The sequence below is a fragment of the Curtobacterium sp. MEB011 genome, from assembly GCF_030209655.1.
Taxonomy (GTDB): Bacteria; Actinomycetota; Actinomycetes; order Actinomycetales; family Microbacteriaceae; genus Curtobacterium; species Curtobacterium poinsettiae.
Map to the genome: position 1 here is coordinate 64,884 of NZ_JARVRN010000001.1, position 13,112 is coordinate 77,995.

At 69.1% G+C, this 13,112-nt stretch carries 12 protein-coding genes and 1 tRNA gene; 5 read left to right on the plus strand and 8 right to left on the minus strand.

Going from position 1 to position 13,112, the window contains the following annotated elements:
• Window positions 1–9: 9 nt before the first annotated feature.
• From QRN30_RS00340 to QRN30_RS00350, 3 genes are all read right to left on the minus strand, one after another.
• A complete protein-coding gene (locus QRN30_RS00340) occupies window positions 10–1,455 on the minus strand; it encodes an MFS transporter (RefSeq protein WP_262160612.1) in 1,446 nt (481 codons plus the stop codon).
• Between the two features lie 179 nt (window positions 1,456–1,634).
• Complete coding sequence (locus QRN30_RS00345; protein ID WP_052481746.1) at window positions 1,635–2,249, minus strand: GntR family transcriptional regulator; 615 nt, start codon at window positions 2,247–2,249, stop codon at window positions 1,635–1,637.
• 14 nt (window positions 2,250–2,263) lie between these two features.
• Window positions 2,264–2,337 (minus strand) — tRNA-Gly (locus QRN30_RS00350).
• Window positions 2,338–2,532: 195 nt separating this feature from the next.
• Here QRN30_RS00350 and QRN30_RS00355 point away from each other — a divergent pair.
• Both QRN30_RS00355 and QRN30_RS00360 read left to right on the plus strand, forming a co-directional pair.
• Window positions 2,533–3,636, plus strand: coding sequence for a DUF6177 family protein (locus QRN30_RS00355; protein WP_017886435.1), 1,104 nt, complete (start codon window positions 2,533–2,535; stop codon window positions 3,634–3,636).
• Window positions 3,626–3,973, plus strand: coding sequence for a hypothetical protein (locus QRN30_RS00360; RefSeq protein ID WP_017886434.1), 348 nt, complete (start codon window positions 3,626–3,628; stop codon window positions 3,971–3,973). The genes QRN30_RS00355 and QRN30_RS00360 overlap by 11 nt, the downstream gene beginning before the upstream one ends.
• A 37-nt stretch (window positions 3,974–4,010) precedes the next feature.
• Here QRN30_RS00360 and QRN30_RS00365 read toward each other — a convergent pair whose 3' ends face one another.
• Window positions 4,011–6,056 carry a bifunctional copper resistance protein CopD/cytochrome c oxidase assembly protein gene (locus QRN30_RS00365; protein ID WP_284760011.1) on the minus strand — a complete coding sequence of 682 codons (2,046 nt, stop codon included), beginning with the start codon at window positions 6,054–6,056 and terminating at the stop codon, window positions 4,011–4,013.
• Between the two features lie 52 nt (window positions 6,057–6,108).
• Window positions 6,109–7,200 carry a GNAT family N-acetyltransferase gene (locus QRN30_RS00370; protein ID WP_071251834.1) on the minus strand — a complete coding sequence of 364 codons (1,092 nt, stop codon included), beginning with the start codon at window positions 7,198–7,200 and terminating at the stop codon, window positions 6,109–6,111.
• A gap of 83 nt (window positions 7,201–7,283) precedes the next feature.
• On the opposite strand from QRN30_RS00370, the gene dcd reads away from it, so the two are divergent.
• The 3 genes from dcd to QRN30_RS00385 all read left to right on the plus strand — a co-directional run bounded on the left by dcd (window position 7,284) and on the right by QRN30_RS00385 (window position 8,823).
• Window positions 7,284–7,871, plus strand: coding sequence for a dCTP deaminase (gene dcd / locus QRN30_RS00375; protein ID WP_056069652.1), 588 nt, complete (start codon window positions 7,284–7,286; stop codon window positions 7,869–7,871).
• 92 nt (window positions 7,872–7,963) lie between these two features.
• Window positions 7,964–8,479, plus strand: coding sequence for a helix-turn-helix domain-containing protein (locus QRN30_RS00380; protein ID WP_071251833.1), 516 nt, complete (start codon window positions 7,964–7,966; stop codon window positions 8,477–8,479).
• Window positions 8,476–8,823, plus strand: coding sequence for a HepT-like ribonuclease domain-containing protein (locus tag QRN30_RS00385; RefSeq protein WP_071251832.1), 348 nt, complete (start codon window positions 8,476–8,478; stop codon window positions 8,821–8,823). The genes QRN30_RS00380 and QRN30_RS00385 overlap by 4 nt, the downstream gene beginning before the upstream one ends.
• A gap of 245 nt (window positions 8,824–9,068) precedes the next feature.
• Here the strand turns inward: QRN30_RS00385 and QRN30_RS00390 are convergent, their stop codons facing one another.
• The 3 genes from QRN30_RS00390 to mmsA all read right to left on the minus strand — a co-directional run bounded on the left by QRN30_RS00390 (window position 9,069) and on the right by mmsA (window position 13,046).
• Complete coding sequence (locus QRN30_RS00390) at window positions 9,069–10,172, minus strand: substrate-binding domain-containing protein (RefSeq protein WP_017886428.1); 1,104 nt, start codon at window positions 10,170–10,172, stop codon at window positions 9,069–9,071.
• A 61-nt stretch (window positions 10,173–10,233) separates the two neighbouring features.
• Window positions 10,234–11,526 carry a multiple monosaccharide ABC transporter permease gene (gene mmsB / locus QRN30_RS00395; RefSeq protein WP_017886427.1) on the minus strand — a complete coding sequence of 431 codons (1,293 nt, stop codon included), beginning with the start codon at window positions 11,524–11,526 and terminating at the stop codon, window positions 10,234–10,236.
• Entirely contained in the window at window positions 11,523–13,046 is a 1,524-nt protein-coding gene (mmsA, locus tag QRN30_RS00400) for a multiple monosaccharide ABC transporter ATP-binding protein (protein ID WP_042538695.1), read from the minus strand. The genes mmsB and mmsA overlap by 4 nt, the downstream gene beginning before the upstream one ends.
• Between the last annotated feature and the right edge of the window lie 66 nt (window positions 13,047–13,112).

A 13,112-nucleotide genomic window follows, 5' to 3' on the forward strand; every position in this document is an offset into this window, starting at 1 on the left:
TCAGGTGGTTCAGGTGGGCCTGGCGGTGAGGACGTTCTCGTTCACGTCCTCGAGGGACCGACCGCGCGTCTCGGGGGCGAACCGCGACGCGATCACGAGCACCGCGTACATGGCTGCCGCGAGTCCGAAGACACCGGCGAAGGCCCAGGCACCGTAGAGCGCTATCGCGGCGAAGGGCATCACGGCGCCGGCGATGTTGCCGATCCCGTTCACGATCGAGGCGCCGGACGCTCGGATCGCCGTGGGGTAGACCTCGGCGGTCCAGGCTGCGAGCGTGGTGTTCGTCAGCATCGTGAAGAACTGGAACAGTGCGCCGAGGGCGAGGATCGCGCCGGTGTCGTTCCCGAACGCTGCGAACGCCAGTGCGGTCAGACAGCCCAGGACCCCCGCGGTGGCGACCAACGGTCGACGCCCGATGCGGTTCGCGAGCAGGGCGGCGGCGGTGCATCCGAGGAGCGAGCCGACGTTCATGATCATCGTGTACAGCAGGCTCTGCGAGACGGAGTACCCACGTTCGACGAGCAGCGTGGGCATGAGGAAGTTCAGCGTGACCTGCACCCCGAAGGCCATCCACGACGCGACCCCGATGGCGATCGTCCGGCGCAGGACCAGCCGGTGGAACACCGCTGCGGGTGAGGCGTGCAAGGACACCGGCGGGAGATCTGCGGGGCTGAGCCGGACGGGGCCGACGGCGTCCGCGGGCGGCGTCAAGGTGTTCGAGGCGAGGACCGCGAGCGAGCGGTTCGCGTCGTCGATCCGCCCCTTCGAGAGGAGCCAGCGCGGCGTCTCGGGCAACTTGCGCCGGTACAGGACGACGAACAGCGCGGGGAGCGCCAGGATCACGAAGCTCCAGCGCCAGACGTGGTCGTCGCCACCGAGCGGGACGGCCAACGGGCCGAGGAGGAGCAGGAAGAGGCCGTAGGAGATGAAGTTCCCGATGCCGCCTGCACCGACGTTGATCGTGGCGATGAGTCCGCCCCGGTACCGGGTCGCGACCATCTCGGACAGCATCGCGATGCCGATCATGAACTCACCGCCGACGCCGATGCCGACGATGAAGCGGCTGACCAGCAGCATCTCGAAGTTCGGGGAGACAGCGCTCAGCAGGCCGCCCAGCGTGTAGACGAGCAGGTTCAGGCCGAGCGAGAACCGGCGGCCGTAGCGGTCGGCGAGCCAACCGGCGAGGAGCCTGCCGACCAAACCGCCGACGACGGTCGCGGTGTTGATGGTGGAGAGCTGGACGTCGCCGATCGCGAGGGAGGCCTTGATGTTGGTGGCCATCGCGCCGACGGAGTTCTGCTCGAGGGTGTCGAAGAACTCACCGGCGAGGATGAGCATGAGGACCCAGAACTGGGCTCGTGTGAACCCGATCGAGTCGAGTGCGGAGCCGACGCCTCCGGAAGGCTGGTCGGTGGTGGTGCGTGTTGGTGCGGTGGAGCGCGTTACAGCAGACATTCGTAACTCCAGCGGGGAAGAGTGAGCGGTGCACCGTGCGGTCACTCTTTTGTATACGAAAAGCTGTTTCGGGCTGGTTTCGACTTCGAGACGTTTCGTGACGCATCCGGCTCAAACCGCACCGGATCAGACATGCGGTCGAAGTCGCCGACTGCGCGCGAACTGCGGTCGTATACGTTCTACGCGCTGAGTTCGCGGTAGATCGCTTCGTCGCGACGCAGGTGCTCGTCCATCAGCAGCCCTGCCTGAACCGATGCTCCCCGCAGGATCGCGTTCGCGACGGCGGCGTGGTCCCCGCTGCTCGCGGCGACCTCTTCACGCGTCACGCGCTCGAAGGCCCAGGCGGTCTGGTGGATCAGCTGTTCGATCATCGTCTCGAGTCGGGTGTTCCCGGACGCTCGGGCCACCAGGCCGTGGAATGCGAACCGGGGCGACTGGGCCTCGACCTCCTGATCGGAGCGGCCCTCGTGGCCGACTGCCCGGAGCAGGGCCGCGCAGTCGCCGCCCGTCCGGTCGGCCGCGAGCTCGGCGGCCAGGACCTCGAGCCCGCGCCGGATCTGCATCAATTCGATGACGACCTCGGTTGAGGAATCCGCGACCCGGACGCCCTTGAACTTCTCGGCGACGACGAAGCCCTCGGTCTCCAGCTGTCGGAGGGCTTCGCGGACAGGGACCCGGGAGACGCCGAAACGCTCCGCGAGCACGTCTTCCTTGAGTCTCGAGCCACGTGCGAGCGAGCCGCTGATGATCTCGGCCCTGATGGCCTTGAGGACCGATGCCGGCTTGGACTCCACGGCTTGATCGTAGTTGGAGCGAGTGACGGGAATCGAACCCGCGCTACCAGCTTGGGAAGCTGGAGTTCTACCATTGAACTACACTCGCGCGCCCCGCAGAACGGGACTCGGCAAGCCTAGCGGATTCTCGCCTGGAAGCCAGCCGACCGCGCACCGTACGCCGTCTGCCGGGCGCGTGTCGTGCCTCCCGAGTCTCCGCTGTGAGGGTGCCGACTCGACGGACAGGTGTCGGACCCGTGTGTACCGTCCAGGGAGTTCCAGCCCCGAACCGAGGAGGACCCGGATGGTCAGGCATCCCCTCATCGACGACGTGGTCGGCCCGGCGATCGTGGTCGAGTCGGCCTCGCCCGTCGTGTGGCTGACCGACGCGCTCGCCTCGTTGCTCCGCCGGTCGGCGGACGCCGGGCGGACGGTCGTGCTCCGCACCGGACGGTCTGCGGCGATCACCCCGGCGCTCCGGCACGCACTCGGCGCGTACGGTGCCGCGTGGGCCGTGTCCGACTTCGACGGGACGCTGCGTGACGGCCGGACCGGTGTCGCTGCCTCGGACATCGAAGACTTCGTGCACCGGGGCCCCGAACTCGTGGGCACCCCGTCGCCCGAGCACCCGGTCTCGGCCGACTCGGTCCGTCAGATCAGCATCGACCTGACCCTCCGGCACCACCCCGGCCGCGCGGTCGACATGGGCTCGGCGATCGAGGCCCTGTGCCACACCGTCGGCACCTGCCCGACCCGGTGGGGCACCGCAGAACCGCTCACCGTGCCGTGGGACCGCTGGGTCGTGACGCAGTACGCGAAGCACGAGGCACCCGGCATCTCGACCTCGTACGCCGTCGGCGAGGGCTTCTCGGCGACGATGACCGCGCACCTGGTCGGCGGGGTCGTCGTGGAGACGATGTCCGCCGTGCTCACCGTGCCCGAGGAGAACACCGACCCGGGCCTGGCCAACCGCATGTTCGACGCCGTGCAGCGGGTCGCCGACCAGGTCGTCCCCGTCTTCGGCGTCGTCATGCAGCGCCGCGGTGACGCCGACCACCTGGTCCGTGCCGTCTCGCACGGAGAACCGTCGCCGCTCGCCGTCGTCGTCGGGCCCGAGGCCGCCGGCTTCCTGGACCGTGACGGTGTCTGGCCGCCGCCGCGCACCACGACCGCGACGTTCGCCGCCGGAACCGGCTCGTCCGGTCGCCCGGACGCCGACACCGACGGCGGCATGATCGTCCGCTTCGAGGACGGCTGGGAAGCGCTCGAGTCGTTCCTCGACCGCATCGACGAGGACCGCTTCCTGCAGCTGGTCGGCGGTGCGCCGCTCGACCCCGCCCACGACGAGGGCACACTCGACGGCCACGTCCGCGACGACCGGATGGTGGGCGGCCAGGGTGCCGCGTGACGTCACGATCCTGTGCCGGCAGCCGGTCGAGCCGCGCGAGGTCGCCGAGGCGCTCCTGCTGCACGACGAGACCTGGGGCGTCCGCGCACTCGACGACGGCCCGATGGTCCAGGTCTGCCGGGACGCCACCCACCCGGTGATCACCGTGCTGAGCGTGCGGCGCGTGGACTCCTTCGATGAGGTGGAGCGGATCCTGCCGGACGCCCCGACCCTGGCGACGCCGCTGTGGTGGGTCGACACGGTCACCCCAGCCGGCCCCGACGGGGAATCGGGGATCTCGGCCGCGCTCGAGGCCGCCATGGACCTCGACGCGGTCTGCATCGTCCACGGCGACTGAACACCCGCGGGCACCCCCGGGCGATCGGTACGGCGGGTCAGTCCCGCTTGCTCATCGCCGCCAGGCGCTCGTTGTAGGCCTTGAGGTCGGCGTCGCCGTCGCGCTCGGCCTTGCGGTCGAGGCGCTTCGCGTCGCGCTTGTCCGAGCGCATCCAGTTGCGGACGACGAGCAGGGCCACGAACACCATCGGGAGCTCCGACGCACCCCAGGCGATGCCGCCGCCGGTGTGCTGGTCGTCGAGCAGTGCGGCGTCGTTGGTCTGTCCGAGCGCGTGGAACCAGTCGATCGCGAACACCGACTGCGACGTCATGACCGCGACACCGAAGAACGCGTGGAACGCCAGGGTGGCCAGGAGCGTGATGATGAGCATCGGGTACGGAGGACGCTTCGGGCCCGGGTCGACACCGACGAACACCCAGAAGAACAGGTACCCGCTCAGGACGAAGTGGACGATCATCGCGACGTGCCACTCGTGCGACTGCATCGCGGCCTGGTACGCCGGGGTGAAGTAGAACACCACGAGGGACCCGGCGAAGATGATCCCGGCGACGGCGGGCTTGCCGAGGAACTGCATCCAGCGGGAGTGCACGAAGAGCATGAGCCACTCGCGGGCGCCGCGGGAGCCGTCGTTGCGGACCGGCAGCGTGCGGAGCGCGAGCAGCACCGGGCCGCCGAGCACGAGCGGCAGCGGCACGAACATCATCAGCAGCATGTGCTGGAGCATGTGCGACGAGAAGTGGATCATGCCGTAGACCGCGGGGCCGGCCGACGTGGTCCAGATGAACAGGGCGCAGCCGATCAGCCAGGCGATGGTGCGGCCGACGGGCCAGGAGTCACCGCGCTTCCGGAGCTTGCGGACCGCCAGCAGGTACCAGACGGCTCCGACGACGGCCAGGCCGAGCCAGACCCAGTCGATGTGCCACTGCGTCAGGTAGGTCTGCGCGGTCTGCGCCGGCGGGAACGGGAAGCCGATCAGACCAGAGCGGGTGTCCTCGCCCGTCGCCGGGGTCTGCGGGATCGGCGGCTGCGACCGGGACACGGCGACCGAGACGCCGATGGCCACGGCCATGAACACGATCTCGGCCAGGGCGAACCGGGTGAACAGGCGACGGTCGAGCGGCGCACGGAGGAGTCCGGGCACGAGCTTCCGGCGCTGGACGACACCGGCGACGCCGAGCAGGACGAGGATGACCGCCTTGACCGTGATGAGCCAGCCGTAGGTCGTCGTGAGCAGGTCGAGCGGACCGGTCAGCCGGAGCGACGCGTTCACGATGCCGGAGAACGCCACGGCCCCGAAGGACCAGCCGGCGAGCGTCGAGTACCGGGCGATGACCCGGCCCGTCGCACCCTTGGTGCGCGTGCGGAGCAGGACCACGGCGACCAGGCCACCGGCCCACACGCACACCCCGACCAGGTGGATCGCGAGCGAGTTCACCGCGTTCGCGTGCTCGAGCGACCCGGCGGCGTGGCCGGACAGCGCCAGGGGGAGCAGGGCGAACAGGCCGATGACGGTGGCGAACGCCAGGGTCGTCACCCGGGTGGCGAAGGCGGCCACCACCGTGGCGATGAGGATCGCGGCCGCGGACACGACGAGGGCCTGACCGATCTCGACCTGGAACGCGAAGAGCATGAAGTTGCGCGCGAACACCGGGCTGGTGAGCGGGACGCCCAGCGTGTTCGCGCCGGTGAGGACGATGCTCACCGCCGCGGCGAGGAACCAGACGGCGCCGGTCGCTGCGGCCCACCGGGTGGCCCGGTGCTGCACGCTGGACAGCGCGCCGTGGTCCTTCTTCTGCGCGGGAAGAGCGAAGGCGGCGACGATGAGGAGCCCGATCGTGAGCGCCGCCATCGCGTCGTGCACGACGCGGGCGATCGGCAGGCCGTACTCGACGAGCTCGCCGGCGGACACCAGCTGCTGACTCGTGCTGAAGGCGCCGGTGATCGTCAGCCCGAGGAGCGAGCACGCGACGGCCAGGGGGATCGCGATGACCAGGACCGTCGCGACGGTGGACGAGCGCCCGGTGGTGGGGGCGGCGTCCGGTGCTGACCCGGTGGGCTGGGTTTCGGGTGACGTGACGGTCATGACCGTCCAATGGTAGGCGTGTCGGCTGGCAACCGGCCCCTCGGATGCGCGCTCAGACCCGCCGTTCCCAGACGCCCTCGCAACCGACGCCGACGAACCCCACGGCCTCGTTCACGTCGAGCATGTGGCGGTTCTCCTCCGCGTTGAACGTGATGATCGAGGGGTGCCCCGGATGTTCCTGCTGGACCATCTCGATCCCGACCGCCTTCAGGAGCCAGCCGAGCCGGAGCCCGCGGTGTTCCCGGACCACCAGGGTGTCGCCCTGCATCACCGGCTGGGTGCGGGGACCGGGGACCGCGAGCTGGGTGAACCCGACGAGTGACCCGGTCGACGTGTCCTCGACCACGACGGTGCGCATCGTCCGGGGTCCCTCCTCGAGGTGCTGCTCGTGCGTCCGGAGCCGCTCGAGGGTCCAGGCGTCCTCGGGCTCGGTCATGTCGCCCGACGGGGCGTCGGTGCTCATCCGGGTCAGCAGGAGCACGAGGTCCGACTGCCACCGATCGGGTGTCGGTCCTGTCCAGGTGTGCACGCGGTAGTGGTCACCCGACGCGGCGTCCGCAGCCGCACGGACGTCGGCCACCGCGGCCTCGGCGGCCGGGAGCGCGAGACGGCTGATCCGGTCGACCTGTCCGAGCCGCCAGCCTCGACGGGTCAGGAACCGGACCGCTGCCTCGTCCTCCGGCACGGCCCCGAAGCCCGTGGGCGCCTGTCGGTACCCGGGGCCGGAGGCCGGGCCGACCTGCCGTGAGACTGCGTAGGCCTTCCACTGCGTGCGTCCCTGACCCCGAGCGACGTCCTCCAGGTGCTCGGCCAGGAGCGTGCCCACGCCGCGACCTCGGTGCTCGGGTGCGACGCTGACCGCGATCCAGCAGTTCGGGGCGTCCGCAGTCGCCTTCGAGTCGTACGAACCCACTCCGACCGCGGTCCCCTCGTCGTCGCGGACCAGGAACAGTCGGCTGGGGGCATCCGGGTCGATCAGGTAGGGCAGCTGTTCCTCGGGTGTCCAGAGCAGCTCGGGCAGGTGCGTGGTCGCGACCTCGGCCCGGTTCTGCACGTCGACCCACTCGCGGAACACCGAGACGACCGCCGGGTCGTCGTCCATCGAGGCGGGGACCGTGATCTCGTCGACGGTGTACGTGGTCATCACTGCTCCGAACGCCGCCCGCCCGGGTGGTGGGCAGCCTGGCAGCATACCGGCGGGACGTGCGCTGCCGCTAGGCTTCGTCCGTGCTGCTCTCCGACCGCGACATCACCGCCCAGCTCGCCGAAGGCCGGATCGGCCTCGACCCGTACGACGCCTCGCTCGTGCAGCCGTCGAGCATCGACGTCCGGCTCGACAAGTTCTTCCGGTTGTTCGACAACCACAAGTACCCGCACATCGACCCCGCCGTGGACCAGCCCGACCTGACCCGCCTGGTCGAGACCGACCCGGACGAGGCGTTCGTGCTGCACCCCGGCGAGTTCGTCCTCGGTTCCACGTTCGAGGTCGTCACGCTGCCCGACGACATCGCCGCGCGGCTCGAGGGCAAGAGCTCGCTCGGCCGGCTCGGACTCCTGACCCACTCGACCGCGGGCTTCATCGACCCCGGGTTCTCGGGGCACGTGACGCTCGAGCTGTCGAACGTGGCGACGCTGCCGATCAAGCTGTGGCCGGGGATGAAGATCGGCCAGCTCTGCTTCTTCCAGCTGTCGAGCCCGGCCGAGAAGCCCTACGGCTCGGCCGAGTACCAGTCCCGCTACCAGGGCCAGCGCGGCCCGACCGCGTCCCGCTCGTCGCAGAACTTCCACCGCGCGGACGTCTCCGACCCCCGCTGACCCGCGCTGGTCCGCGCGGGTCCGTACCGTCCCTCGCGCCCCCGTCGATCAGACCGGCGGACGAAATGTCGCATGCTGTGTATCGTTGCAGCATGTCCGCTGAACCTCCTCGGCCTGCGACGCCGCTGTCCGCCGCCGTGCTCATCCGCGACGCCCGCGAGCGGGCCGAACTGACCCAGGTCCAGCTCGCCCGACGTGCCGGCGTCACACAGAGCGTCATCAGCACGTACGAGAACGGTCGGCGCGAACCGTCCCTCGCGGCGCTGCAGCGGATGCTCCGCGCCGCGGGCTTCACGACGAGCATCGACCTGCAGCCCGTCGAGGAACCACCGCCCCTGCGCGAGCGAGTCACCGCCGCGCGGCAGGACCTCATCGCGATCGTCGAACGGTTCGGCGGTCACCGGCCGCGGCTCTTCGGCAGCGTCGCCCGGGGCGAGGACGGCCCGGGCAGCGACGTCGACCTGATGATCGACCTCGACCCGGGGCTCGGCATCTTCGCGCTCATGCGCATCCAGGACGCCGCCGAGCGGCTCCTCGGGGTCCGCGTCGACGTCGTCGACGCGGCGGGCATGGCTCCCGAGGTCGTCCGGACCGCGGTGCCGTTGTGACCCCGCACCCGGCGGTCCGCCGGGCCGTCGGCGACCGCATCGACGACGTCATCCGGGCCTGCGAGGCGATCCGGCGCTACGTGGACGACGAGCGGCTGCCCGAGGACCTGGTGCACGATGCCGTGCGGATGCGACTGGTCGAGATCGGCGAGGCGGTGCGGATGCTCCCCGCCTGGGTCACCGCGAGCGAGCCCGGCATCCCCTGGTCGCGGGTGTCCGACCTGGGGGAACGGCTCACACGCCGGTACTTCGACACCACCCGTGCACTGGTGGTCGGCACCGCGCGGACGGATGTCCCGCACCTCGCCGACGCCGCGAGGCGGCTGCGCGCCGCCCAGCCCTGACAGCAGGTGCAGCGCGAGACGCCGGCGTCTTGCGCCGACGCCGTCATGTGCCGTGAGACGCCGCCGGATTCCGCGGCGTCTTCCCGTGACGCCGGCGTCTCGCGTCCACGGACCACCCACCGGACTGGAGGCACGGATCGCCACCTGCGCCGCGCCTCCCGGCCGCCGTGTGGTCGGCCCCCGGACGGCGCAGGACGGCCCCGTCTCGCCGAGGCGAGACGGGGCCGTCCGTGGTGCTGGGGAGATCAGCCCTTCTTGGCGAGCTCCTCGAGGGTGTCGTTGCCCTTGTAGGCCTCGACGGCGTTGTCCTTGGTGACGAGGACCGGTGCGAGCTCGATCGCGGGGACCGTCTTCACACCGTTGTAGTTGTTCGTCTTGTCCATCTTGGTGTCGGGCTTGTCGCCCTTCGACAGGGTGGAGACGAGGTCGACGGCAGCCTGGGCTTCCTTCGTGGTGTCCTTGAAGATCGTCGAGTACTGCGTGCCCTGCATGATGAGCGGGATCGACGCGGTCTCGGAGTCCTGACCGGTCACGACGGGGTTGTCCTTGCCGGCGGCCTTGGTCGCGGTGAGGATCGCACGGGCGAGGGTGTCGTTCGGCGACAGGACGCCGTCGAGCTCGGTGTCACCCGTGTAGTACTGCGCGAGCAGGTCGGTCATGCGCGACTGGGCCTTCTGCGCGAGCCAGCCCTGCGTGACGACCTTCTGGAACGTGGTCTGACCGGAGACGACCTTGATCGTGCCGTCGTCGATCTTCGGCTGGAGGACGTCCATCGCACCGTTGAAGAACACGGTGGCGTTGGCGTCGTCCGGCGAACCGGCGAAGAGCTCGACGTTGTACGGCTTGTCGCCCTTCTTCTCCTCGAGGCCCTTGAGCAGCGCCTCGGCCTGGAGCTGGCCGACCTTGAAGTTGTTGAACGCCACGTAGTAGTCGACGTTCTTCGTGTTCAGGATGTTGCGGTCCCAGGCGATGACGACGGCGCCGCGGTCCTTGGCGGACTTGACCTGCGCGGTCAGCTGCGAACCGTCGGCGGCACCGATGATGACGGCCTTGGCGCCCTTGGTGATCATGCCGGAGATCTGCGACTGCTGGTCGGGCACCGGGTTGCCGGCGTTGGCGTACTGGATGTCGGCCTTGAAGCCGGCGTCCTCGATCGACTTCTTGAACGCGGCACCAGCGAGGACCCAGTTCTGCGAGGTCTTGGCCGGCAGGGCGACGCCGATGAGGTCGCCCTTCTTGATGGTGCTGCTGCTGCCGGCGTCGTCGGACGAGCCGCGCGACGAGCAGCCGCTGAGGGCGAGGCCCGCGATGAGCGCCAGGCTGAGGCCGGCGACGATCTTCTTGCGCATGTGAGTGCTTTCTCTTCGTTGAGGAGGTGTGGGGCCGAGGCCCCGGTGTGGGGAGTTGGGACTAGGGGAGGGTCGGCTTGTCGGGCTGACCGTCGATCGACCGCGGCTGCTGGGCGGCCACCGTGTTCTCCTCGGTGTCCTTCCGCTGGAACTGCCGCATCATGCCCCCGATGAGGGACGGACGACCCTGCGACTTCGAGTAGACGTCGAAGGCGACGGCGACGAGCAGGACGAGACCGCGGATGATCTGCACCTGGTTGGACTCGAGGCCCATCAGCTGCAGGCCGTTCGACAGCAGCGCCATCACGAGACCACCGATGATCGAGCCGGAGATCGTGCCGACACCACCGGCGACCGCTGCGCCACCGACGAACACGGCGGCGATCGCGTCGAGCTCCCAGCCGGTGCCGTCCGCGGGGCCCGAGGCGCCGGAGTAGGCGACGAACACCATGCCGGCGATCGCGGCGAGGACCGACATGTTCATCATGACGAAGAAGTTGACCTTCTTCGCCGAGACGCCGGACAGGATCGCGGCGTTGGCGTTGCCACCGACGGCGTAGACCTGGCGACCGAAGATCGTGTTCTTCGTGACGAAGCCGTAGACGATGGTCAGGACCCCGAGGATGATCGCGACGATCGGGACCGAGGTGCCGACCGGACCGGCGCCGAACAGGTACGTGGCGACGAGCGTGACGGCGACCAGGATGCCGGTGCGGACGATCGAGACCCACAGCGGCGGGACCTCGGCCTGCATCTTCCGGCGGCGGGCACGGCCACGGGCCTCGATGATGATGAGCGCGAGGATCGTGACGAGCCCGATGAGCAGCGTGCCGTTGCTGTAGCCGAAGTCGGGGCCGAAGTCACCGAGGAAGCCGGCGCCGATCGGGGTGAAGTCGTTCGGCACGGGGACGGACGTCGAGTTGCCGATGATCTGGTTCACGCCACGGAAGATGAGCTGACCGGCCAGCGTCACGATGAAGGCCGGGACCTTCACGAACGCCACCCAGAAGCCCTGCCAGGCGCCGATCGCGGCGCCGCAGGCCAGGCCCAGGATGATCGCGGCCCACACCGGGAAGTTCCACACGGACATCGACTGCGCCACGACGATGCCGACGACGGCCGCGACCGAACCCACCGACAGGTCGATGTGCCCCGCGATGATGACCATGACCATGCCGAGCGCCAGGATCAGGATGTAGGAGTACTGCAGGAACAGGTTGATGACGTTGGTCGGCTCGAGGATGAGCCCCTTCGTCGTGACCGCGAAGAACGCGAGCAGCACGATGAGGGCGATGATCATGCCGTACTGGCCGATCGAGTTGCCCTTGCCGAAGAGCAGTTTCAGGTTGTTCATGAGGCGGTGGCGCCCTTCCGCGCGGAGGTCATGCTGCGCATGAGCGATTCGGGATCGGCCTGGTCGGCCGGGAGGTCAGCGGTGATCTGGCCCTCGAAGATGGTGTAGATCCGGTCGGAGAGACCGAGGAGTTCGGGCAGCTCGGACGAGATGAGGATGATGCCCTTCCCCTCGGCCGCGAGCTGCTGGATGATCCCGTAGATCTCGAACTTGGCGCCCACGTCGATGCCGCGGGTGGGCTCGTCGAGGATCAGGATGTCCGGGTCGGTGAACATCCACTTGGACAGGACGACCTTCTGCTGGTTGCCACCAGAGAGCTTGCCGACGTTGTCCTCGACGCTCGGCACCTTGGTGCGGAGCATCTTGCGGTACTTCTCGGCGACCGAGTACTCCTCGAGCGAGTCGACGACACCGGCCTTCGAGATCTTCTGCAGGTCGGCGGCGACCGTCGAGCGCTTCACGGTGTCGAGCAGGTTCAGGCCGAGCGCCTTGCGGTCCTCGGAGACGTAGCCGATGCCGTTCTCGATCGCCTGCTGGACGTTCGTGACCTTGATCTCGCGGCCGTCCTTGATGATCTGGCCGTCGAGCCAGGTTCCGTAGGAGCGACCGAACAGGCTCATCGCCAGCTCGGTGCGTCCGGCGCCCATCAGGCCGGCGAAGCCGACGATCTCGCCCTTGCGGACGTGGAAGTTCGACGCCTTGCAGACCAGACGCGACGGGTCGATCGGGTGCTGCACGGTCCAGTTGCGGACCTCGAAGAAGGTCTCGCCGATCTTCGGGGTGCGGTCGGGGAAACGCGACTCGAGCGAGCGGCCGACCATGCCGCGGATGATGCGGTCCTCGTTGACGCCGTCCGCCTTGACGTTGAGCGTCTCGATGGCCTTGCCGTCACGGATGATCGTGATCTCGTCCGCGATCTGCTCGATCTCGTTGAGCTTGTGGCTGATGATGATGCTCGCGATGCCCTTGGCCTTCAGCCCGACGATCAGGTCGAGCAGGTGCTGCGAGTCGTTCTCGTTGAGCGCGGCGGTCGGCTCGTCGAGGATCAGCAGCTTGACGTCCTTGTGCAGGGCCTTCGCGATCTCGACGAGCTGCTGCTTGCCGACACCGATGTTCTTGATCTGCGTGTCCGGGTCGTCGGCCAGGCCGACGCGGGCGAGCAGGTCCTGCGCACGGAGCTGCGCGGCGGTCCAGTTGATGACGCCAGCGCGGCTCGGCTCGTTGCCCAGGAACAGGTTCTCGGTGATCGAGAGCTCCGGGACGAGCGCCAGCTCCTGGTGGATGATGACGATGCCGGCCTGCTCGGACTGCTTGATGTTCGAGAAGCGGACTTCCTCGCCCTCGTAGACGATCTCGCCGCTGTAGGTGCCGTACGGGTAGACGCCCGACAGGACCTTCATCAAGGTCGACTTGCCGGCGCCGTTCTCGCCGCAGATCGCGTGGATCTCGCCGGCGCGGACGCTGAGGGAGACGTCGGCCAGCGCCTTCACACCAGGGAACTCCTTGGTGATCGAGCGCATCTCGAGGATGGTCTCGGGTGCGGTGATCGACCGGGTCTCGAGGCCGGTGTCGATCGGGGTTGACGC